We start from the raw sequence: 23,941 nt of genomic DNA on the forward strand, positions 1-23,941 counted from the left end.
CCGCAATGCAGCCGTTTCAAAGCCCCTTAGGCGATGCTCCAACGTCGCTATCCCCTGAGAACCCCAAGCTATCATTAGGCGTCATCTTCGGGCGTTTCTTAATTTCGCTAGTCGCCTGGGCTGTTCACGTCTTGGTAGCAGGGGGATTGTTCCTGGTCTTCGTCAAAACGGTGCCCATGGCTTGGGAATTCGCCGAGCAGCAAGATCTCGATTTAGCACCAATCACGGAGCTCACCTTTCATATTTCGATGCTTTTCGTCAACTACTCCTATTTAGTGGGAGTTTGGCTATTGTTGTTTGATCTGCCCACTGCAGTTGCCGTCTGCTATTTGCCGCATCGTTACCAATGGGTGACCTGGATCTGGTTCACCAGCATCATTCTTCTCGGCTTCTTGCTGGTTGTATTTGCTGCGACAGGCGTTTGCTTGCTGTTTGCGGCCTTCACTTTCCAGCTATCTGCGATTTTCTTGAAATATTCGACAGCACTGATAAGTTTACCTCTCTAGGGGTAAACTGGCGTCTCGGCATTTTAGGTTGTTTGACTTGAATAAATCTGGATAGGCGAAACTTTGTCGTTTCGTTAAACTAGTCGGGCAGTGCCAGCATGCACGATGCTATCGCATGATATTTCGAGGGCCGTCAGCCATGGAGAGAGGCCGTGACGCCTGGTTCCCCCTTCCGGTTCATTCAGACCGGTGACATTCATCTCGATCAACCACTCGGCGGACTCGCCGAAGTTCCTAAACACCTGCGCGAGATTTTCTTGAGCGCTCCGCGTCAGGCGTTTCAGCAAGTGGTCGAGAATGCGCTATTGCATGAAGTCGACTTCATGCTGATCACCGGGAATGTGCTTGATGTACGGCAAAGTAGCCCCGTGATTGTCGGTTTCTTGCTCGACCAGCTCGAAACACTCAACGACGCCGGGATTAAGGTCTACTGGATCGGTGGCGAAAGCGACCCACCGGCCCGTTGGCCTGCTTCCATTCATCTGCCAGCCAACGTGCATACCGTCGGCCCTGGTAAGCCGGTCGAGATCCTTCATACCCGCGATGAAGTCGCCATCTGTAATATCATCGCCCAAGGCTTTATCGGGCGCGATCCGAGTTGGGGCCAGTTCCGCCCTGATGCGGCCGGTTTGTTTACAATTGCTGCCCTGCATGGCGATTTTGAATCGGAATCGATCGCCCGTAGCGGCATTCCTTATTGGGCACTCGGCGGAAAAGATCTCCGCAACAAGCTCAATGCTTCGCCAGCAATCGCCATCTATGCCGGCTCTCCCCAAGGACGAACCACCACACACAATGGCCAGCGTGGTTGCACGCTGGTCGAGGTGGACGAGGAAGGTGACATCGCCATGGAAGCGATCCCGACCGATGTCTGCCGCTGGCAAAGTGAAATCATCGAGCTGGAAAACTGCAAAAAGCTCAGCGACCTGACCCAAATCATTCGCAACCGCCTTAACACGCTCAACACCACCAAAGGCAATCGCCAATTGATGATCGATTGGCGCGTTATTGTTGCCAACGAGGCGACACGAGAACTGCTGAAGGAAGAGACTTGGCAACAAGTCACCGACGAATTGAACAAACAGTTCGGCCAGGAACCGATGGGTTCGTGGACCTACGAACTGACCGTCGAAACGGCGTCGGTCATTCCCGAAGCTTGGTACCAGGAACAATCGATCTGCGGCGATTATCTTCGTTTAACCCGAGAACTTGCTGCCGATCCGAGTCTGCCAATCGACCTGACCACTTTTCTGGCCCCGGGGCACGAGGAAAGCCAGCTGTCCGAGGCAGTCGCCATTGAATCACGAGAAAACCGCCGCCGCGTGTTGCAAGACGCACGCCGGCTTGGCGTCCAATTGCTGCGAGCCGAGTGATGTACGATTCCGCCGGCTGCCTGCACATGGGCAATCTCAAGGAGTGTAGGGATGCAACTTAATCAAGTTCAAATCGACGGGTTCGGCGTTTGGCACGACCTGAGCGTCGAGCAGCTTTCGCCGACGATCACGGTTTTGTTCGGACATAACGAAGCTGGCAAAAGTACGCTGCTGCACTTTCTGCGTACGATGCTGTACGGGCCGGAACCTGATCTCGAACGCCGCTATCTGCCACCGCTGCACGGGGGCGAACCTGGCGGTGCCCTGCGAGTGGTGGGTGAGATGGGCCGTTTCAAGGTCGTCCGCCGCTACAACCAAGACGGCAGCCAAGAACAAGTTTGGGTGGAAGGAAGCGACGGCTCGCGGCAAAGCCGTGCGCAGTTCGACGCCCTGCTGGAAGGAGTCGACCGGCTAACCTACAGCAACATCTTCGCCGTCGGCCTGCGCGAGATGCAGCTTCTCGCCACGCTGGATGATAGTGTCGCCGCCCAAAAGATATACGAGCTTACCAGCGGTCTCGATCGTATTTCGTTGGCCGAGGTGATGCGCGAACTCGAAACTTCGCGATGCCGGTTGATCTCAGGCGGGGAAGAAGAGGCCCTTGTCGATCAACTGCTGGAACGGCATCAAACGCTGAAACGAGAAATCGAACAGCTGCGTGGCGGTACCCAGGAATGGTCGAACTTACTAAACCAACGCCGGGCCCTGCAAACTCAGATCGATCAATTTCAACTAAAAGTGAACGACCTGATTCGCCTGGTCCAGTTTGTGGAACTGAGCCAAACCCTCCGCCCCGAGATTCAGCGAAGGGACAAGCTACGCGACAAAATCGAATCATACGGCGAGTTGCCCGAGGTCTCGCGAGAAACGCTGCGTAAGCTGCACGGCCTGCAAGATCAGATTGCCAAGAAACGTAATCGCTGCCGTGACCTGCGAACCCAATACACCGAGCTCCGAGAACGCCACAGCGCGATTCCTGTGAACCAGGAACTCGCTCGCCAGGCGGCTCGTGTCGATGCCCTTGGCGAACAACGCCAATGGATTCTCTCGCTGACGCAACAGCTACAGCGGGGCGACGAAGAGATTGTCCAGATCAAGACCGAGATCGACGATCTCTGGGATCAGTGCGGCGTGCAAACGCGTGCCGGCAAACGACCAGACCTGACCCGCAAACAGCTTCGTTCGCTGCGAGATCCCCTGCGGACGCTCGAAAAAGAAACCGAGCAGCTCGAAGAAACTCGCAAGCACACTTCCACGCACGAAGAAGAGCTGCTGGGCGTGGAAAGCGAAGTCGAGCAGTCGCTGACCTCGCTGGGAGAAGAAGACCTCAACAAAGCGCTGCATAAAGCTGGCGAACTGGTCAACTTGCTGCGTCGCCGAATTCAAGTCGAAGACAAGATCGACCAGATCCGCATTCAATATCGCGAATCGGAAGCGGAAACACACGATCTGCTCGAAAACCAAATGATGCCCAAGCCTGAGATGGCGGGCATCGCGCTGATGTGCGTGCTGGGCGGCACGCTGGCCCTGCACGCGTTTTTGTGGCGTCCACTGGAGTTGGCCGAAGGGCTTGGTGTCATTCAGTTTATGTTTGGCAGCTTAATGGTCTTCGGCGGCGTGATGATGAAGCGGCGGCTGGACACCGAATCGGCTCAGCAGTTCGATTCGGCCAAACGCCAGCTGATGCTGCTTGACAGCCAAATGGACAAAGCAGTTGCCGAGCAAAAAGAGCTCGATATCCTGCTGCCGCGCGGCAACGGAGCCCTGATGGCCCGGCTCAAAACGGCGGAAGATCATCTTACGCGCTTAGAAGAGCTGATTCCACTCGGTCACAAGCTGGGCGAAGTTCGCGAAAAACAAGAAACGAGCACGCGGCAGATCAGCGACTTGGAACAGGCCGTCGCGCAGGCCAAACGTCGCTGGAAGGAAGCCTTACAGGTTCTCGATTTACCTGAAAATATTGACCCCGACAAAGTCAAATCGCTGGGCCGCTACCTAGCCCAGATTCATCGCCTCCGCAAACGGCTGAAGACGCTTAACAGCGAGCAGGAAATCGCCGAACGAGAACGAGCGGCGCTGCTTAGCCGAATCACTCATCTGGCCAAAGACGTCGGTGTCCACTCCAAAACAGACGACGCCCTGCAGTTGTTGGCCCAGTTGGAAGACGATCTTCTGCGGCAGGAAGGGAAGCACAAGCAGCGTACCGAGCTGTTCGAGCAAGGCCAGAAGGTACGCGGCGATTTCCGCCGAGTCGCCGAGGAAGCCAAAGAGCTGATCGCCGAGCGAGAAGCCATTCTGGAAGAAGCCTCTAGCGAAGACGAAGAAGCCTACCTCAGCTGGATCGTCAAAACCGAAGAGGTCGAAGAACTGCAAATCAAGCTGGAAGATCAGAACGAGAAGATCGACGACAAACTAGGGACCGACGCTACCCTGGAAGAAGTCGAAGCTTGGCTCGAAACGACCGTCAGCAAAGACGCCGACGAGCAGTTGGCCAAACTACTGGCCGACCACGACCATGCTGAAAAACGGATGCAGGAATGCTTCGAGCGTCGTGGCGAATTGAAGGTCCAACTGGAAACGCTAGAAAAGAACGATCGTCTGCTGCATGCCCAACTGGAATTGAGCGAAGTTGAAGCCCAGCTAGAGAAAGCGATTGAAAAGTGGCAAAACTTGGCCACCACTTCCTGCATTCTCGAACAGATTCGTCGCGTTTACGAAAACGATCGTCAGCCAGAAACCCTGCGGTTGGCTTCCAGCTATATGCGAAAGTTGACCGACGACCGTTACATTCGCATTTGGACGCCCCTGCACGAAAACACGCTGTTCGTTGAAGAACGCGATGCTGATTCCAAGTCGCTCGCTCACCTCAGTGAAGGGACCCGCGAGCAAGTCTTCCTTAGCGTTCGCTTGGCGTTGATTCACTTGTTTGCCCGCCAAGGCCGCGTGTTGCCGGTGATTCTGGACGATGTGCTCGTTAATTTCGACTCGAAGCGTTCCAAAGCGACGGCTCAGCTGTTCCGTGAGTTTGCCGAGGAAGGGCATCAACTGCTGATCTTTACCTGCCACGAACATATCGCGGCCATGTTCCAAGAGATGGGCGCCGACGTTCGTCAGTTGCCGAAGTTCACCGGCGTTTGCCAGCCAGGCTTGATCGATATCGAGCAGCCCTTGCCGCAGTTGGAATATCAACCAGAAGAAGTCGAGCCGGAACCAGAACCCGAACCGGTTCCTCCACCGAAGCCTGCGCCGGTCGTCGAGCAATTGCCTCTGCCCGAACCGGTCGTGACTGTCAAGATTACCAACCTCGAACCGGAGCCGGTTATTCAGTACGAACTGTCTGAATACACCGAAGTTGTCCTACCTTCGTACATGCCACTGCCAGAGCCCGAACCGGTGGTCGAGTTGGAACTGAAGGAAGAAGAGTTCGAAGAGATCTCGTTACCTATCATCGAACTTCCCGAAGAGCCCGTCCGGCTTCGCTGCGACGTGCTGCAGGAAGACGTAAACTATCGCCTCAAAGGGAGCGATGTTACTGAGAAATACCGTATTTCGCTTTCCGATTTTGATGTCGATCTGAACGAGAACGTCAACTATCGCTTGAAAGAAGCCGAGGGGACTCGTCCGGTTGGAATCGATTGGGATGCCTTGCTGGCCGAAGAACCCCTGGAAGAGGACGACGAGGAAGAAGAATTCCCCGTTGCCGATGCCATCTTGCAGCCCGAAATGGAATTCGACTACGCTCCTGATCCCGTGCCCGAACCCGAACCAGAGCCGGAATCAGAATTGGCGTTGTTGCCAATGGAAACGCCGGAACCGGTGTATGTACCGGAGCCTGAATTGGAAATTGAGCCAGAGCCTGAGCCGGAGCCCGCACCCAAGCCGGCCCCTGCCCCTGCTCCACTTCCTCCTAAGAAGGTGCGAATTCGTTATGTCTACACGGCTCACGACGAGTTCGGTTGGGATTCGCCTCGTCGCTGGTACGAAGAGAAAGATCCGCGCAAAGATCAAGACGAAGTGATCGTCCAGGAAGAAGTGGTCGAGGAAGACCGCTAATCGCCCGCATTGTTTCCTCGACAAGTCGCAGCAGTTAAAATCGACCAGGTAAGGCAGGCTCTTTTGTGTGGGCTGGCCTGACAATCTCCCACCTGGATCGACCTCATGCGACACCTCCTCCCTTTCTCGCTCGTTGTTTGTTTGCTCCCTGCCTTTCTGTGGGCCGATGGGCCTGCGGATAACATCCCGGAAAACGTTCGCCCGGTTCCGCCCATTGGAATCGAACTGCCTCAGCAAGACGCCGACGAACTAAAAGCTGGCCTCGCGCAGCTCAACGACTTGATCCAGCAACTCAAGATGCGGCGCGATCTGCACACGCCGCAGATGCTGCCGGACGTCGAGATCTTTTCGCGGGCTCTGCATCAGGCCCTTGAATACCAAGAGCTGTTCCAGCCCAACGATGTCAAAGCGGCCAAGCAAACGCTGACAGAAGGGCTCAGCCGGGCAGAAAGTTTACTGGAAGGGAAAACGCCTTGGACAACGCAAACCGGGCTGGTTGTGCGGGGGTATCGCTCGAAGATCGACCAAACGGTTCAACCGTATGGGCTCGAAATCCCCGAGAACTACCACTTCGATCAGAATGATCCATTCCGACTCGATGTCTGGCTCCACGGTCGTGGCGAACGGAGCACCGAGGCAAATTTCATTGCCGAACACATGCGCAAACCAGGACAGTACCAACCAGCGAACACGGTCGTACTGCATCCCTTCGGTCGCTACTGCAACGCGTTCAAGTTCGCCGGCGAGATCGACATCTTGGAAGCGATGGACGACGTGAAGAAGAATTACCGCATCGACGACAACCGAGTGGCGATTCGCGGTTTTTCGATGGGTGGGGCTGGCTGCTGGCAGATGGCCGTGCATTACCCGGATTTGTTCTTTGCCGCTAATCCGGGCGCTGGCTTTTCGGAAACACCGTTGTTCTTAGACGTGTTCCAAAAAGAAACCCTCGAACCGACTTGGTACGAAAAGAAGCTTTGGCAGTGGTACGATTGCCCCGGCTATGCCGAAAACTTGTTTAACCTGCCTACGATTGCCTATAGCGGCGAAATCGACATCCAGAAGCAAGCCGCCGATGTGATGGAAGAGACCCTGGCCAAGGAAGACATGCCGCTAACACATATCATCGGGCCGCAAACAAAGCACTCGATTCATGCCGACTCGAAGAAGATCATCTCCGCCAAGCTCGACGCGCTGGCGGAAGTAGGACGCGATACGATGCCGCGGCGAATTCAATTCGCGACGTTTACCCTGCGTTATCCGCAGATGTTTTGGGTTCGTGTAAATGGACTGGAAGAGCATTGGAAGCCAGCACATGTCCGAGCGATGGTCCACTTCCAAAACAATGTTTCTATCGCCACCGAAAATGTATCGCGATTAGAGCTAGTCTTTCCGCCAGGGCAAACCGAACTTTACGTTGGCCGGAAGGTGCAATTGAGTTTCTTCAAAGCGAATGCGGCCGAACGCCAAGAACCGCAGACCTTGAAAGTCGACGGTCCGGAAACCGATCGTTCGTGGACCTGCAAGCTAGAGAAAACCGCTGACGGCTGGCAAGAAGGTTGGAGCGAACCAAGTGGTTTGGCCAAAGTTCCTGGGCTGCAAGGGCCAATCGACGACGCGTTCCTTGACTCATTCGTTGTGGTTAGCCCAACCGGGCAAGCCTGGAACGAAAACGTGAACACGTGGGCAATCGGCGAGATGGATCACTTCGTGCAAGAATGGCGGCGTCAATTCCGTGGCGACGCGCTCGTTCAAACCGACGCCAAGCTCACCGACGAACAGATCGCCAACAGCAATCTTATTTTGTTCGGCGATCCTGGCAGCAATGCGGTTCTAGCCAAGATTGCCGATAAGTTGCCGATTGAGTGGGGGCAAGAGTCAATCACCGTCGGGGACAAGAACTTTAAGTCGAGCGAGAACGCCCCGGTAATGATCTATCCGAACCCGCTTAATCCGAAGAAATACGTGGTGATCAACAGCGGCTTTACCTATCGCGAATACGCCTATCTCAACAATGCCCGCCAAGTGCCGAAGCTACCAGACTGGGCGATTGTTGACACGACCACCAAGCCGAATGCCCTCTGGCCAGGCAAAATCGTGGCTGCCGATTTCTTTGATGAAGCCTGGCAATTGAAACCAGCAAAGTAAGCCAAGAGAGTTTTAAGCCACCAATTTCACAGGCGGCACCCATGCCAAGAGTGCCGTCCTGACGCACCGGCGTTAGCTCATGCTGCTTGCCAACGGCACATACGGAAAACAGTGGATTGTCGGTCCGCCCAGCGGACCCTACTTGTTTTTCTTGGTGGTAGAAAAGCAAAACCTCTTACGTCAGCGTGACTAGTTCTTTCTGACGCAGGGCGTTTGCTTGCACGGCTTTCATTTCGTGTTCTTTGGGGAACAACTCGTAGTGAACGTTGCGTTGGCGTGGTTCGTAGCCGAGTTCGGTGATCGCGTCGCGAATCTCTTGCAGCGTGAGGAAGTGAACGGTGCCTGCTTCCGCGACGACGTTCTCTTCGATCATCAAGCTGCCCATGTCGTTCGCTCCGTACAGCATGGCCAGTTGTCCTACTTTCAACCCCTGGGTCACCCAGCTTGATTGAATGTTGGGGATGTTGTCGAGGTAAAGCCGCGAGAGGGCCTGGGTTTTGAGGTACTCGAACGTGCCACGTGCCGGCACATCAGCCATGTCGGTATTATCAGGCTGGAAGGTCCAGCAGATGAACGCCGTGAAGCCGCCCGTTTCGTCTTGCAGTTGCCGTACGCGTTCAAGATGTTCGATTCGCTCGGCGAGGGTTTCCACATGCCCGAACATCATTGTGGCGGAACTGCGCCCTCCCAGTTCGTGCCAGACGCGCATTACGTCCAGCCAATCGTCAGTCATGACCTTGCCGCGAGTGAGAACGTCGCGGACGCGGTCGACCAGAATTTCAGCCCCACCACCCGGCAAACTTCCCAGGCCAGCCTCTTTCAGCCGGGATAGGACTTCCTGCAGCGGCAGCTTGTTCACTTTGGTGAAGTGGTAAATCTCGGGGGGACTAAACGCGTGGAGATTGATTTGGGGGAAGTTGCGTTTGATATCTTGCAGCAGTTCCTCGTACCACTCCAGTTTGTACTTCGGGTGCAGACCACCTTGCATCAAGATTTGATCCCCGCCGAGAGCGACCGTTTCCTCGACCTTCTTGAGGATCTCTTCACGGGGCAAAACGTAACCTTCTTCGCTTTTAGGACCGCGATAGAAAGCGCAGAAGTGGCACACGGCGGTGCAAATGTTCGTGTAGTTGATGTTGCGATCGATGTTGTAGGTCCGGTAATTCTCCGGATGCAGTCGACGCGAAACGGCGTCGGCGGCTCGGCCAATCGCCAACAGGTCGTTCGACTCGAGAATCTGCAGACCTTCTTCGGGGGTAAGTCGTTCGCCGGCAACGGCTTTATCAAGCAATTTTGCAATCATCGTAAATCGGTGTCCTGCCGCTTGGTGCCAGTCCCAATTGCACTGCGTAGTGGTAATATCGCATCAGCCCTTCTTTTTCTTGAGGGCCCAGCGTGAAATGTAAATTATCGTGGAAGTAGTGGAAACACTCGCTTGTGGTCAGTTGGTACTTGGCGGCTTCCCGTTCGGCAATCTTTTCTAGATTTTCCATGCCGCCATCTCTGGCTTCCATCAACCGCTTGGCGATCTCTTCCGTCGCGATGCCGGGGCGGGCGACCCACATGGCAAAGACAAACGGCAGGCCAGTCCACTCGACCCAGGTTTCGCCCAAGTCCCACACTTCCACGGCGTCGATCGCCGGCGGGTGAATCGCTCGGTCGCCAATCAGCAACATCGCATCTGCTTCGCAGTCGCGCATGTCGCTTCCGAGTGGCAACGCTTGTAGCTGCGGGCGAACGCCGACGCGTTCAGCCAACAAAATCTTGGCGAGGGCGGCACTGGTGCGCGAGCCTTCATCGAGGGCTAAGGTTTTAACCTGCTGTGGGGGCGTGCGGAAAAAGATCTTCACGCTCCAAACCGGCCCCAAGCAACCAATGCAAGCATCGGTAATGATGCGGTAGTCTTTTCCCAAGAAGTATTCAATCGAGGGAATCAAAGCGACATCCAACAGCCCGAGCGACAGTTGGTCGGCCAGACGCGAAGGATAGTCGAAACTAAGCGTAAACGGCGTATCCGCTTGGTCTAAGTCATAAACCAAGGGTTTGGTGTTCAGATAACGAACAGCCCCCACGCGGGGCTTCAGTGCGACGTCGTTCACGATCTTCTTCTGTTGGAATGTACCAAGTTGCCAAGCTCTCCACACGAAACCAACCGGACAACGCGGGCAAGCGTAACCCCTGCAGAGGAATCAGCAATGCAGTTTCAGGAAGTCCTGCTCTAGGTTACGCGGATTAGGCCAGAAAGGGAAGGTCGCGTAATCCGCCATAGAGTATCCATCGCAGCAGCCCCCTTTGATCGGAAATCGCCGAGCTTGGCCGTCGTTTGCCGGTCTGTGGGCATGCTCATATTCAGGCAGAACCAACGTCTCCCTGGTTGAATTCGCCCGGCCGACCTGAAAAATGGGAGGGTTAAATCGGAAGTTTCTTTGGCAAAATGACTTAGCACTGCCAGGCTTAACCGATTATCATCTGCCAGATGATTGACTAAAATGTGGCCTCGGGCCATGTTAGACGCGCGGCTCAGCTTATCCTAAAACTTGACGGGCAGCCCTGCTTTCGAATCTTTTCGCGGAACAACATGGCCGAACAGCAAGAAAAAATACGCGTAACCTGTCCTAGTTGCTTTAAACGCTTCGAGGTGAGCGCCAAGTTCGCCGGACGGGAAGGTCCGTGCCCGAGCTGTAAAAAGCCGATTAAAATTCCCGAACTCGACGAACAGGTCGTGCTGCGCGAACGGGAAGAGTTTGGCGGCGTCAAAAGTGCTTCGGGCAAGCTTGTCTTTAAGCCGGTTGCCCGCGAGGACACCAAGTTTTCGCCGGTCGTGCTGGGCGTGGTTTTGGCCTCGACCATTGCCGCATTTGCCATCGCCTACTTCATTGGCGCTTCGACCGAAAACAAAGATAGCCTGACCATGGTGGTCGCCGCTGGTTCTATCTTGGTGGCCATTCCCATTTGCTGGAGCGGGTACTGGTTCCTCCGCGACGACGAATTCGAACCCTACATGGGGCAAGAATTGTGGATGCGGGTGCTGGTTTGCTCGGTTGCGTATGCCGCAATTTGGGGGCTTTATGCGTTGTTGATCAGTTATTGGGATCTGAGCGATAACCTGAACGAATATTTACCCTACTTCGTTATCACAGCGGCAGTTTGCCTAGTGATGGGAGGCTTTGCCGCGGCGGGCTCGTTTGATATTCAGCCTCTTTCCGGCTTCCTGCATTTCTCGTTCTATTTGTTGGTCACGCTATTGTTGCGACTAACGATGGGTCTTTCGGCCTACTATGTGTATTGGTGGAATTGACCCCGAAAACCAGGGCCATTCCCACCAATTGATGGGTGCCATGCTTACGTCGGCGTAAGCATGGGTTGGTGTTAACTTCGTGCCATGGCAACAATTTGCTCGGCGACCGCTTCGGCGTCGAGTTGCCCGGTTAGCGAGACTTCGCGACACTCTTCCAAGCTGCGAAACCACGTGCATTGCCGCTTGGCAAACTGCCGTGTGCGAGCCTTAACGCGATCTTTGGCCGATTCTAACTCGCGGTTACCGGCCAAGTAATCGATCACTTCCTGATAGCCAACGGCCTGTAAAGCGGTGGTGCTCAGTGGCGAGTGTTTATCGAGCAGCCGCTGGACTTCGTCGACCATGCCATGCTCGAACATCGCTTCCACCCGGTTGTTGATCCGATCGTGCAGGACGGGGCGATCCCACGAAAGCCAGAACGCGCGGCAATTCTCGGGCGAAACGTGATCTTCGAACTCGAATTGATAGTGGCTCATTGGCTGGCCGGTGGCATGATAGACTTCCAAAGCGCGAATCATGCGCCGGGTATCGTTCTCGTGAATGCGGGCCGCTGCTAGGGGATCGACCTGTTTAAGCCGGGCATGCAGCGCCTTATTGCCCACTTTGGCGGCTTCCTCTTCCAAAGCGTTCCGATAGGCCAGATCAGGGGCTGGCCCCTCGGAAAGTCCCCGTAAAAGAGCCTTCAAATAAAGGGGCGTTCCCCCCACAAAGAGCACCTGCTTGCCGCGTCCCTGGATTTCACGGGCGGCTTGCTCGGCGAGTTGCAAATAATGCGAAATACTTGAATTTTCGCTCGGATTTAGCACATCGATCAGGTGGTGGGGCACCACTGCCTGCTCTTCTCGGGTTGGCTTAGCGGTGCCGATGTCCATATCTCGGTACAGCGACATCGAGTCGAGCGCGATGATTTCCGCGTTAATTTTCTTCGCCAAGCAAAGCCCGACACGGGTCTTTCCGCTGGCGGTTGCCCCGGTTAAATACCAGGCATCTAGGAAACTAAACTCTTTGTCAGTCGAGAGATTCGTCATTCTCAAGCAAGCTGCAAGCGGCCGGAAGACCTGGGATTTTTGGGCAAAAAGGATCAATAGGGGTGCAATTTTCAGTTTACCCCTAGGCGACTACAATACTAGATTCCCAGACACTCGACGAAGGGGGCTGGGCCCATTGAAGCGTCTGATCTTCCTCAAAAAAGGGGCCGAACGTTGTCCGGCGAAGCGAACTCGAATAACCCTTCCCATGTCTTAGCTGCGTTGATGGCGGTGATCGAAGATCGTCGTGCCAATCCGCCGGAAAAGTCGTACACCACCAAATTGTTTAAGGGTGGCGTCCCCAAGATCGGTGAAAAGATCATGGAAGAAGCGGCGGAAGTGGTCGAGGCGGCCGGAGAAGAGGGAGACGAAGGACGCCAGCATTTGATTTACGAAGCGGGCGACCTGATCTACCACTTATTTGTCATGCTCGGCCATCGCGAGATCCCCCTCTCGGAAGTCGAAGCGGAACTGGCTCGTCGATTCGGTGTTTCTGGCATCGACGAAAAAGCATCTCGTCCGCCAAAGTAAAACCTTCAACCGCACCCAACCCCAAGTATTCACCATGGAAAACTTCCGGATCGGTATTCCCAGCAAAGGTCGCCTCGCTGAAGTCGCCACCGAACTGCTCGGCGAAGCGGGCCTTAAATTCCGGCGACAAGATCGCAGCCTGTTTGCGCGGGTGCGCGACATGCCGATCGATATCACCTTTCTCCGAACCGACGACATTCCCGTGTTGTGCGCCGAAGGGGCGATCGATATGGGAATCACCGGCAGCGACTTGGTGCAGGAAGCGGAAGTTGACGTCGAAACACGCATGAACTTGGGCGTGGGCAAGTGCCGCTTGGCGTTATGTGTCCCGGAAGAAACCGAGTGGCAAAACGTGGCCGACATGAAAGAATGCCGCGTCGCGACCAGCTTTCCGAATGTGACCCGCCGGTACTTGGAAGCCAACGGGGCTACGCCTCATTTGGTAAATCTTTCAGGCTCGGTCGAAGTGATGATCTCGCTGGGCATCGCCGACGCGATTGTCGATCTGGTCGAAACCGGTAGCACGTTGGCCGCCAACCGGCTGAAAATCTTCGCCGAGATTGGTAACTACGAAACGATTCTGATTCAAAACCAACAGAAACGCCAACCGGAACTCGCCGATCGCATTGTTCGCCGTTTGGAAGGGGTAGTGATCGCTCGCGATTACTCGCTGCTGGAATACAACATCCAACGCGACAAACTGGCCGAAGCAGAAAAGATCACCCCAGGCTTCAATTCACCCACCATCAATCCGCTGGAAGATAACGCCTGGTGCGCCGTGCGAGCCATGGTGAAGCGGAAAGAAGTGATCGACGTCATGGAACGCCTCGACCAACTTGGCGCTTCGGCGATCCTGCAAACCAATATCGCCAACTGTCGGCTGTAAACTGCTTGAAAGATTCTCAATCACAACTAGCACGGGCCCCTCTGCTGAAGTATTCTAGGGCACTTCTACAGAGTCATCTTGCGAGAGATATTTGCAGTGTTAGTTATATTGCTTGAAGCCTGTGTGTTGATTGGGCTCTTAAAGGTTATCAATGACGAAGACTCCGGCCTGCTCGCAGCGATCGGGCTTGCTATTGGGGGTGCCATCGGTACCAGCATCATCGTCTCTGGCTTGGCAGCAGCAATGGGAATCTATGGCATTCCTATTGGCGCGCTCATCTCAGTTGGCCTGTTAGGCTTAGCGGTTTCCGCCCTTTACGGTGTCGAGATTAAACGATCGTTTTTAATCGCAGGCATCTTCATCGCTCTGCATGTCACGATCATTATCGCCCTCGCTACCATGCAAGCTTCTTAACTTCCCGCTGCATACCCTGTCTTGCAAGAATAAAAGCCAACTAAGCGCCTCGGCGGATGTAATCTCCCATGCGCTCGACTTGCCGATGCAACACAGGAGACCAAGGGAAGCCGGTGTTGATGCGGATATAGTTGCGGAATGCACCGCTGGGAGAAAAGATTGGGCCGGGGGCGAATTGGATTCCTTCGTCGCTGAGGGTGTGATACATCTGCATGGCATCGACATGACGGGGCATTTCAATCCACAGCACATGCCCACCTAGCGGTCGTGAGGCCCGCACACCGGCAGGAAAGCAGTTGCGGACGGCTCTGAGGGCGTCGTCCATTTGTTCGGCAAATTGGGCCCGTACTTTTCGCAAATGGCGATCGTACGCCCCGGTCTCTAAGATTTCAGCCGCCACCAACTGCGGCGCCACCGATGTACATTGGTTGACGACCAACTTCATCAGTTGAAACTGTTGAATGTAGCGGCCAGGAATCGACCAGCCTAACCGCAAGCCGGGGGAAAGGGTCTTACTAAACGACCCGCAGTAAAGCACGCGTCCTTCGGTATCGAACGCCTTGACGGCCCGGGGACGGGGCGAGCGAAAGGAAAGATCGCCATAAACATCATCCTCGACCAAGGGTACCTGGTAACGATTTAAGATTTCGACCAACCGCTTTTTATTCTCTTCCGGCATGAGACTGCCGGTCGGGTTCGAGAAGTTAGAAACAATCGCACAAGCGGCAATTTCATATTTCCCAAGCACGTGGTCGAGGTGATCGAGTTGGATACCGGTTTCCGGATCGCAGGCCACTTCCACCGCCTTCAGACCTAGCGATTGCAGCACTTCGAGCAAGGCATAATAGGCAGGCGATTCAATCGCCACGATACTCCCTGGCGGGGCCACGCACTTGATCGATAAGTAGACCGCTTCTTTCGCCCCGCTGGTAATCACGATCTCGTCGGGGCTCACGACGTAGCCTGCTTCGGTACCACGTTTGGCGATCGACTTACGCAGTGTTTCGTGCCCTGGCACCCCGTCGTAACCAAAACAAGCGTCGGGCAATTCCCGCATTACTTTTTGATACGACCGATTCAGCACTTGCAGCGGCATCAACTGGGTCGATTGAACCGCCGCCCCAAGGGTTGGCTGTGCCCCAGATCCAATTGCGGCGTTCATCCGGGTGGGAATATTGGTTTGAATAACGCACGCTTCACCGTTGGGATTCGTGGTAGAAAGCTTCGGCAATTCCTCGGGCGGTCGGCGAACATAGTGCCCCGATTGAGGCCGGACCTCGATCACGCGCCAATCCTCTAGCAAAGCCAGCGCCGACTTGGCCGTGTTCAAACTGACACGGTGCTCTTCACTTAGCCGACGGATTGAAGGCAGTTTCTCTCCCGGCACAAACGCCCCCGATTGCACCAAGCGGCGAAGCTTGTCGGCCAATTGATAGTAGAGCGTATTCTCGTCTTCCGGTTTCGAGTTGCCGTTTTGCGATGCCATTTTCAACTGTCACCCTATTCCGTTACGAAATCTGCCCCAGGCCTAGCCCATGCCATGTCTGTACCCACCAACAAATCACAAATGCAAAACTGTGACCCTTTCTATCGTAGCTGTAGACTGCTCTCAATCGCAAGTGTTATCACATTTTTCACACAAAAAAGGACTGTACCCATCATGGCGATTGCGACCAACCTCGGCTTTCCGCGTATCGGGGCCAAGCGAGAACTGAAATGGCAACTAGAAAAATACTGGCAAGGAAAGATCGGCGCAGAGGCTCTGTTGGCTGGGGCGGCAGAAGTCCGCGAAACCAATTGGCAGTGGCAAGCGGAAGCAGGCATCACGCAGATTCCGGTGGGGGATTTCTCGCTTTACGATCACGTGCTCGATTGGGCGATTCGTGTCGGGGCGGTCCCTGGTGCTTATCAGAACGGCAAGCTTGTCAGCCACTTAGATCGCTACTTTGCGATGGCCCGAGGCTCGCAGCAGGGAGTCGACTTGCCTGCGATGGAAATGACGAAGTGGTTCAACACCAATTATCACTACATCGTCCCTGAGTGGTCCGTCGAGCAGACGTTTCACTTGGATGCCGACGCTTTTCTGCAAGACATTGCGGCTGCTCAACAGGTCTCGCCTGCGGCCCGGCCGGTGGTGCTGGGGCCGGTTAGCTTGTTGCTGCTGGGGAAATTAAAAGACTCGGAAGCATCGCCGCTAGTGCTGCTCGATCGGCTGCTACCTGTGTACGAGCAACTCTTGCAGAGGCTAAACGCCGCTGGTTGCAAATGGGTTCAATGGGACGAGCCGGTCCTGGCCCTCGATTTGGATCTCGCAACTCAAGAGGCCCTACGTCACAGCTTGCAACAGTTAAGTGGCTCGCTGGGCAACGTGAAGCTGGTTCTGACGAGCTATTTCGAATCGCTCCGCGAGAACCTTCCCCTAGCGTTTGAATTGCCGGTGTCTGCGGTTCACCTGGACTTGGTCTACGGACCAGAGCAACTGGCGGAAGCACTGCGATACGTTCGCGACGGCCAGTCGCTCTCGTTGGGGCTGATTGATGGCCGCAACGTATGGCGAACCGATTTGACGAAAGCCCTCGCCCAGGCAGAAACCGCCGCCGAGGCGATCGGTAGCGATCGGTTATTGATCGCGCCAAGTTGCTCGCTACTGCATAGCCCTGTCGACTTGGCCGCAGAAACGGAGATCGACGATGAAGTGAAATCGTGGCTGGCCTTCGCTCGGCAAAAACTGGACGAGATTACGACGATAACCACGGCATTGAATTCTGGTCGAGCGGCAGTTGCAGAAACGCTTGCCCTGAACGCAGGTGCCCTAGAAACACGGCGTACTTCCATCCGGACGCATAATCCGGCAATTCGCGATCGCGTGGCGGCAATCTCCCCGGCGAACTTAAAACGAACGGGCGATTATACGGTGCGTCAGTCGCAACAGCGTGCTCGCCTCAAGTTGCCTCCCCTGCCGACGACAACGATTGGCTCGTTTCCACAAACCGCAGCCGTGCGGCAAGCGCGGGCCGCGTTTCGTAAGGGAGAACTTCCCGCTGAACAGTACCGTCAGTTTCTAGAAACCGAGACAGAAGCTTGTATCCGGCGCCAAGAAGCCCTGGGGCTCGATGTGTTGGTCCACGGCGAGTTTGAACGCAACGACATGGTCGAGTACTTCGGCGAGCAGCTAGAAGGGTTTGTCGTCTCGAAAAACGGCTGGGTCCAGAGCTATGGTTCTCGCTGCGTGAAGCCGCCGATTATTTTTGGCGATATTCACCGGCTTTCTGCCATGACGGTTCCCATGGCGCAGTACGCACAATCACTGACCGATCGTCCAGTGAAAGGAATGCTTACCGGGCCGGTTACCATCTTGTGCTGGTCGTTCGTGCGAGACGATCAACCACGTTGGGTGACGTGCCAGCAAATCGCCCTGGCCATTCGCGAAGAATCAATCGATCTAGAGCAAGCCGGCATCGGTGTCATTCAGATCGACGAGCCAGCACTGCGTGAAGGTTTGCCACTGCGCAAGTCGGATCAAACCGACTACTTGGCCTGGGCGGTCGATGCGTTTCGGCTGGCTTCGAGCGGTATCCGTGACGAAACGCAAATTCACACGCACATGTGCTATTGCGAGTTCAACGAAATCCTTCCGGCAATTGCGGCTTTAGATGCCGACGTCATCTCGATTGAAACGAGTCGGTCGCAGATGGAGCTTCTCGATGGCTTCGTGGAATTTCGTTACCCCAATGAAATCGGCCCTGGCGTCTACGATATTCACTCGCCGCGCGTGCCAGCCACAACAGAAATGGTTGGCTTGCTGAAAAAGGCCGTCGAGGTGATTCCCGCCGAGCGGCTATGGGTGAACCCCGATTGTGGGTTAAAGACCCGCGGCTGGCCAGAAGTCGAGGCCGCGCTGCGGGCCATGGTCGAGGCAGCTCAAGAGGTGCGATCGCTGTTAGCTTAGCCCTCTTGGTGTGCCACATTGGTATGCCCAGAAGAGAGAATTTTCTAGGGCATACCAATTTTCTTTGGGGTAAACCGTTGAAATGGAAAAGACATCGTGTCAAATTAAAGGATATCTCGCCAGCATTACCTCAGACGCTCCCTCCTACACGATCTCTAAAAGGCCCGCCTCTATGAAGTTTCCAGGCTTGGAACTCCGTTGTTTTTCCCTTTGTGCAGCCCTGATGATGTTGGGCATGTTTACGATGGCCACTATGTCGCAAGCTGAAGAAAAAGAATCGTCCGGCAAACTACGGCACGTTGTGATCTTCAAGTTCAAAGAATCGGCCTCCGCGCAAGACATCGAAAAGATCGAGAAGGCGTTCAGCGAACTACCCAGCAAGATTCCGCAAATCAAAGAGTACGAGTGGGGCACAAACAACAGCCCAGAAATGTTCGATAAGGGCTTTACCCATTGCTTCCTGGTGACTTTTGCCAGTGAAAAAGATCGCGAGACCTATCTGCCCCATCCAGAGCACAAAAAGTTTGTCTCGCTGCTGGGCCCCTACTTGGAAGAAGCGTTCGTCATTGACTACTGGGCCAAATAAAGCCTGGCAGCCACCCAAAAGAACTACCTAAAATCAACCTCAGAGCCGCTAAGCTTTTAAGAAAGCAACGCGGCTCTTTGCGTACCGTCAATTAGGACATTAAGGCAAGAACAAGTCACTTTGCGCGCAAATGTTTTGTTTTTTTGCCCATGATCACCAGTTCGGGGTTGGACGAATGGCCCTCGTTTACCTATTCTTTTTTTAGAGACATTTTTTCGGATTCTAGGGCATTCGCTGCCGATACGAATGCCGAGTGACCGAATTGTTTAATAGCTAATGACCAATCGCTCTCCAGAGATACCAAGCTCTAAAAGCTAATTCATGAGACCCAGCTGGCTAGTTCTGTTGCTTGTTTTGGCACTTCTTCTACCGGGCGCACGTCCCCGGCTGATCGGTGCTGCAATGAGCTCAAGCTTCCCGGGCTCAAGTTCTTCATCTTCCTCGCAAAACAACTCGGAAACCGAAAGCGAAGAAGAGGAGCATCGCGAAAATGCTTGTTCGTCGCGATACGTTCTGAGTTTAGGTGCCGATCGCTCGCTTGATAAACGCCCCATCCCGCAATTCAAGCGATTCGCTCGTTCGGTCCCACCAGCCGCTCCTATCACGCTGCTGAGCGAAAATGGATTCGGCGGCCATATTATCTGTTAGGTCTCGCTAGACCGCTGCGCGCCTACAGAAAAGCGATGCCTGCCTGTTTGGCTATCTGCCAGCGGTCTGTTCTGAAATTCATTCTGGTGGAAGGTCTCGTTTGACTTATCACTGGAACTCTTAATTTCCCCCCCCACTCGTCGCGCAGACACATGGTTGCGTTTGCACGCCGAGCGGTCGAATTTCATACCGCAGATAAATTCAGACAAGGTAGACCTGTCCTATGCGTGACCTATTCGCGGGCGTTACCCGTTTTCAACAGCGAAAGTACCCTGAGCTGAGAAGCCGATTTGAGCAACTGGCCAACGGGCAGCAACCAGATGCTCTCTTTATTACATGCAGCGACTCCCGAGTTGATCCGGCCCTGCTTACAGACTGCCAACCTGGTGAGCTATTTGTGATCCGCAATGCCGGCAATATTATCGGCCGCCAAGGGGAAGCCGACCTCGGCATTGCAGCCACCATTGAATATGCCGTGAACGCCTTACAAGTTCCGCAGATCATTGTTTGTGGACATACCAAATGTGGCGCGATGGCGGGGCTTCTCGATCCCGATTCCACTTCTTCGCTGCCTGAGGTGAGTAAGTGGGTTTCCACAGCTCGAAAGGCCCTGGAAGCAATTCCCCAAGACGAAACCACTGACCGTCTGACTCAGGTAGTCCAGGCCAATATTCGCCTACAGTTGTGCAACCTGATGACCTTTCCCGCAGTTGCCGACGCTGTCGAAGCACGGCGGCTGACGCTCAAGGGTTGGCTCTACGATTTTGAGACCGGAACCGTCTCGGTACTGACGCCGGAAACGGAACAATTCTCTCAACCTGTCGCACAAACGGTTTAGTCCCACCGATCATTCATTGGAAAGACCATGAAAACGCACGAAAAATCAAATGGGACGGCCTCGAATTACTTCCCGGGAGTTTTTCGCAAAGACTTTATCGCCTCGATTGTCGTCTTCCTGGTAGCCCTTCCCCTTTGTATTGGGATTGCTGTTGCCGTCGGCGTAAATCCGGCCCGTGCTCTCATCACGGGCATTATCGGTGGTTTAGTTGTTGGCTTTATTTCCGGTTCGCCGCTGCAAGTCAGCGGACCAGCCGCAGGCTTGTTTGTGATTGTCGCAGACATTTTAGCCCAACAGAAAGCGAAGTTCCTTGGCTTCTATTCCGGCCCTGAAGCAGGCGCGGAAGCCGCCGCACTTACCTACGCTTTAGCGGCACTCGGCTTTGCCGTCCTGCTGGCAGGCGTCATTCAGATCATCGCGGGTCGGCTGATGATTGGACGTTGGTTTCAAGCCGTCTCGCCGGCAGTTATCAACGGGATGCTCGCAGGCATCGGGGTTCTGATTATGGTTAGTCAGTTCCACGTTATGCTGGACCATGAAGCCCTCTGGCATGGACACAAAGCCCACGGAGGCCTCGAGTACATGGCCACGATCCCTGAAGCGATCTGGAAATGTTTTACCCCTGAAGAAGCCGGACACGTCCATCATTTGGCTGCCGCGATTGGCATTGTGACAATCGCCACCATGTTGGTCTGGCAATCTTTGGCTCCTAAGAAATTGCAACTCGTTCCGGCTGCTTTGTTGGGGATTGTGATGGCGACGATCGTCGCGCTCGTTTGGAATTTCCCTCTCAAGCAGTTGAGTGTGCCGCAAAACTTGTTAGATGAAGTATCGTTTCTTAATTCCACGCCAGAGTGGATGGCCATCTTAACGGATAGATCTCTGTATGTTGCCGCGATTGTGATTGCCTTGGTGGCTAGTGCCGAAACCTTGCTCTGTGCCACCGCGATCGACAAGATGAAGCAAGGACATAAAACCAATCACGACAAGGAACTGACTGCCCAAGGAATCGGTAACGTTCTTTGCGGACTTGTCGGGGCCCTGCCAATGACTGGCGTGATCGTCCGTAGTGCTGCAAACGTTAACGCTGGCGGACAAACACGAGGCGCGACCATCTTACATGGTGCCTGGCTGCTGTTGTTCATCGTGCTTTTACCTTCGGTGTTGACCATGGTTCCCAAGGCCGCTTTGGGGGCGTTGCTGGTTTACACCGGTTTCAAACTTCTGAACATCAAACAGATCAAAGAGCTTTACCAAACCAGCTGGTCAGAGTTCGCGATTTATGCCACGACAATTACACTGATTGTCAGCTTCGATCTATTGATTGGGGTTGTGGCAGGTATTGTCCTCTCGGCGATCAAATTGCTTGTGACCTTCACAAGATTTGAGGCCGATCTGCTTGTGAACGAGGAAGAGAAAACAGCCCTCCTTCGACTGAATGGAGCCGCTACGTTCCTGCGTCTGCCAATCTTAACCGCTCGCTTGGAGGAGATCCCGGAAGATGCGGACCTGCATGTGGACTTAACCAATTTGTCCTATGTCGATCACGCTTGCTTCGAGACCTTGATCGATTGGGCGAAACAACACGAGAAGTCAGGCGGGCAATTGACGATCGACTGGAGCCAATTGCACGGCAAGTTCCAGAAGGAAGTCGACATCCGTTCCCTGGAACCTATCCCTGCGTCTCACACGCTGAAACGAGTTAAAAGTGCGAAGGTTGGAGCGGTTGAAACGAGTGCTACCATGTCATAATCGTTATAACCGCAATTCACCGATCGTGTGTCATACCGCATTGTTGTTAAGACTGTGTAAATATCACCGCACTCTGCCTCTACATTTGGGGGCTCGACTCATCGCTTTGGACGTGCTGAGTCGAGTCCTCGTGCGGACCATAAGAGATTTCTGACTCGTACTGACAAATTCGTTAACTCCGCTAGCGATATCTGTGAGGGTTGTATCGCTTGAAGAGTGCGACTCTACCGATTATGCGTTCTCGCATGATTGCTCTTATTCCACCATATTCGGTGGGTTTGCGATTGATTTGGGATCTACTGGTAAGCCTGGAATCGATCTGCGATTCGTAACAGCGTTGACGATTATCGCAATGCAACGGCATTCGTTCTTTTTGCTCAGGATGAGCGTTACCGCTGAAATATGGATATTACGATGAAGACGAGTTGGACCTGCCGCGCTCTTGGCATTTTCCTCGGTGCCCTAGCTCCGGCGATCAGTTACTCGCAAGAGCCATTTTACAATGCGCCGAATGTGGGCTACGGACAGCCCACCTACGAGTACCCAGCCGCCCCCTCACAAGCCACACCCAGCTACTTTGCCGAGGACGATGTTCCACGGCATTTGCCAAGCGTGCATGAGCCGGAGGACACCGTTTCTGCGGCTTCGTACTACAACCTTTTAGAGCGGGTGGAAGCTCTGGAAGCTGACAAAGCGGAAGAAGCTTGCAAGGAAGTCGAAATCCTTTCCAAGCCTACCCAAAAATGGTCGGGCCGTGTTCATTTTGACTACTGGCATTTTCCTAAAGAGTCGGCCCTGCCGAACTACTTAGATACCGGCAATGCGGCGGAAAGCCCGCCTGATTTCATTGGTTTCCGTCGGCTACGATACGGCGTAGCAGGCGATGTCAACGAAACGATGAACTACAAAATTGAAATGGAGTTCGCGTCGCCTGATTCGTTGGCCTTTAAAGACGCTTATCTCGGTTGGACAGAACTGCCTTGGCTGCATACCGTGCTGCTGGGTAATCAAAAACGTCCTTACGGTTTGGATCACTTAAACTCCAGCCGCTACAACGTCTTCATGGAACGCCCGTTTGTGATTGAAGCGTTCAATCAAGATGCTCGTCGTATTGGCTTGCAATCGTATGGTCTTTCCGACAACGAAGCCTGGAACTGGCGTTTCGGTACGTTTGCCATGCAAGACCTCTCGAAGCCTGGTCACCAGTATTCCGATAACTATCAGTCAGAAGTCGCGGGTCGCTTGGCCAATACCATTTGGTACGACGAAACTTCAGGCGGGCGAGGCTACGCTCACTGGGCCGTCGCAGGCTCGGCAGCGTTTCCTAGTGGTGGTGGTGCCGATCGCTTCCGCACACGCCCTGAAGCGAGAACCGATGGCAAATGGTTCGATACCGGCGTTCTCGGTGCGGCAAACTACCAGCTACTTGGTTTGGAAGGGGTGCTGAACGTAGGGTCATTCAGTGTTGTGGGTGAATACCAAACCGTTCATGCGAACCGCACGGCTGCACCGAACACCAACTTTGGTGGCGGCTACGTCTATGCTGCTTACTGGCTGACCGGCGAATACACCCCTTGGGACCGCACCTCTGGCACGTTGGGCCGCACGAAGCCGCTAGAGAACTTCTGGATCGTTAATCGCTGTGACGGTTGCCGGAGCTACGGCTGGGGTGCCTGGCAGATCGCGGCACGCTATTCCTATTGCGACTTCACTGACCAGGATGTCTTCGGTGGTGTCGGCGAAAGTGCCACTTTGGGCGTGAACTGGTGGTGGAATCCGCATGCTCGTATGCAGTTCAACTACATCAATGGTCGCATCTCAGACCGCGTCGTCGCGGGTGCCCCTTCCACCGCAGGTTGGTACGACGCACTCGGTTTGCGGTTCATGGTCGACTTCTAAATCGAAGCCATACCCAGCTTCTCCGACAAAAC

At 54.5% G+C, this 23,941-nt stretch carries 17 protein-coding genes; 13 read left to right on the plus strand and 4 right to left on the minus strand.

The genetic code is table 11. From position 1 onward, the window contains the following. The first annotated feature begins 176 nt into the window (after positions 1-176). From DTL42_RS04570 to DTL42_RS04585, 4 genes are all read left to right on the plus strand, one after another. On the plus strand, positions 177-506 hold the full coding sequence (locus DTL42_RS04570) for a hypothetical protein (protein WP_147274164.1): 330 nt from the start codon (positions 177-179) through the stop codon (positions 504-506). A gap of 152 nt (positions 507-658) precedes the next feature. After that, the gene (locus tag DTL42_RS04575) at positions 659-1,879 is read left to right on the plus strand and encodes a metallophosphoesterase family protein (protein WP_114367489.1); all 1,221 of its coding nucleotides are present in this window, start codon (positions 659-661) and stop codon (positions 1,877-1,879) included. A 51-nt stretch (positions 1,880-1,930) separates the two neighbouring features. After that, positions 1,931-5,932 carry an AAA family ATPase gene (locus tag DTL42_RS26985; protein ID WP_114367490.1) on the plus strand — a complete coding sequence of 1,334 codons (4,002 nt, stop codon included), beginning with the start codon at positions 1,931-1,933 and terminating at the stop codon, positions 5,930-5,932. Positions 5,933-6,037: 105 nt separating this feature from the next. Beyond that, on the plus strand, positions 6,038-8,080 hold the full coding sequence (locus DTL42_RS04585) for a prolyl oligopeptidase family serine peptidase (protein ID WP_114367491.1): 2,043 nt from the start codon (positions 6,038-6,040) through the stop codon (positions 8,078-8,080). A 175-nt stretch (positions 8,081-8,255) separates the two neighbouring features. Here DTL42_RS04585 and mqnC read toward each other — a convergent pair whose 3' ends face one another. Together mqnC and DTL42_RS04595 are read right to left on the minus strand one after the other, a co-directional pair. Then, positions 8,256-9,383, minus strand: coding sequence for a cyclic dehypoxanthinyl futalosine synthase (gene mqnC / locus DTL42_RS04590; RefSeq protein WP_114367492.1), 1,128 nt, complete (start codon positions 9,381-9,383; stop codon positions 8,256-8,258). Beyond that, positions 9,364-10,179 (minus strand): menaquinone biosynthetic enzyme MqnA/MqnD family protein, encoded by an 816-nt coding sequence (locus DTL42_RS04595; protein WP_234824070.1) that lies wholly within the window; start codon positions 10,177-10,179, stop codon positions 9,364-9,366. Before DTL42_RS04595 ends, mqnC begins: the two co-directional genes overlap by 20 nt. A 479-nt stretch (positions 10,180-10,658) precedes the next feature. Here DTL42_RS04595 and DTL42_RS04600 point away from each other — a divergent pair, with 479 nt between their 5' ends. Beyond that, on the plus strand, positions 10,659-11,378 hold the full coding sequence (locus tag DTL42_RS04600; RefSeq protein ID WP_114367493.1) for a hypothetical protein: 720 nt from the start codon (positions 10,659-10,661) through the stop codon (positions 11,376-11,378). 71 nt (positions 11,379-11,449) lie between these two features. Here DTL42_RS04600 and miaA read toward each other — a convergent pair whose 3' ends face one another. Then, positions 11,450-12,406, minus strand: a complete 957-nt coding sequence (miaA, locus tag DTL42_RS04605) for a tRNA (adenosine(37)-N6)-dimethylallyltransferase MiaA (protein WP_114367494.1) — start codon at positions 12,404-12,406, stop codon at positions 11,450-11,452. Between the two features lie 174 nt (positions 12,407-12,580). Here miaA and DTL42_RS04610 point away from each other — a divergent pair, with 174 nt between their 5' ends. From DTL42_RS04610 to DTL42_RS04620, 3 genes are all read left to right on the plus strand, one after another. After that, entirely contained in the window at positions 12,581-12,937 is a 357-nt protein-coding gene (locus DTL42_RS04610; protein ID WP_261341592.1) for a phosphoribosyl-ATP diphosphatase, read from the plus strand. A gap of 34 nt (positions 12,938-12,971) precedes the next feature. After that, complete coding sequence (gene hisG, locus DTL42_RS04615; protein WP_114367496.1) at positions 12,972-13,823, plus strand: ATP phosphoribosyltransferase; 852 nt, start codon at positions 12,972-12,974, stop codon at positions 13,821-13,823. Between the two features lie 96 nt (positions 13,824-13,919). Next, complete coding sequence (locus tag DTL42_RS04620) at positions 13,920-14,237, plus strand: hypothetical protein (protein WP_147274165.1); 318 nt, start codon at positions 13,920-13,922, stop codon at positions 14,235-14,237. A gap of 40 nt (positions 14,238-14,277) precedes the next feature. Here the strand turns inward: DTL42_RS04620 and DTL42_RS04625 are convergent, their stop codons facing one another. Beyond that, positions 14,278-15,723 (minus strand): PLP-dependent aminotransferase family protein, encoded by a 1,446-nt coding sequence (locus tag DTL42_RS04625; protein WP_114367498.1) that lies wholly within the window; start codon positions 15,721-15,723, stop codon positions 14,278-14,280. A 174-nt stretch (positions 15,724-15,897) separates the two neighbouring features. On the opposite strand from DTL42_RS04625, the gene metE reads away from it, so the two are divergent. The 5 genes from metE (at position 15,898) to DTL42_RS04655 (ending at position 23,909) form a co-directional block, all read left to right on the plus strand. Next, complete coding sequence (gene metE, locus DTL42_RS04630; RefSeq protein WP_114367499.1) at positions 15,898-18,186, plus strand: 5-methyltetrahydropteroyltriglutamate--homocysteine S-methyltransferase; 2,289 nt, start codon at positions 15,898-15,900, stop codon at positions 18,184-18,186. A gap of 253 nt (positions 18,187-18,439) precedes the next feature. After that, complete coding sequence (locus tag DTL42_RS04635) at positions 18,440-18,772, plus strand: Dabb family protein (RefSeq protein ID WP_234824071.1); 333 nt, start codon at positions 18,440-18,442, stop codon at positions 18,770-18,772. A gap of 871 nt (positions 18,773-19,643) precedes the next feature. Then, complete coding sequence (locus DTL42_RS04645) at positions 19,644-20,258, plus strand: carbonic anhydrase (RefSeq protein WP_114367501.1); 615 nt, start codon at positions 19,644-19,646, stop codon at positions 20,256-20,258. A gap of 27 nt (positions 20,259-20,285) precedes the next feature. Beyond that, positions 20,286-22,010, plus strand: coding sequence for a SulP family inorganic anion transporter (locus DTL42_RS04650; RefSeq protein ID WP_114367502.1), 1,725 nt, complete (start codon positions 20,286-20,288; stop codon positions 22,008-22,010). Between the two features lie 414 nt (positions 22,011-22,424). Continuing rightward, positions 22,425-23,909: an OprO/OprP family phosphate-selective porin gene (locus DTL42_RS04655; protein WP_234824072.1), complete on the plus strand. Its 1,485-nt coding sequence runs from the start codon at positions 22,425-22,427 to the stop codon at positions 23,907-23,909. Positions 23,910-23,941: the final 32 nt, after the last annotated feature.

It is taken from the genome of Bremerella cremea, from assembly GCF_003335505.1.
GTDB lineage: Bacteria > Planctomycetota > Planctomycetia > Pirellulales > Pirellulaceae > Bremerella > Bremerella cremea_A.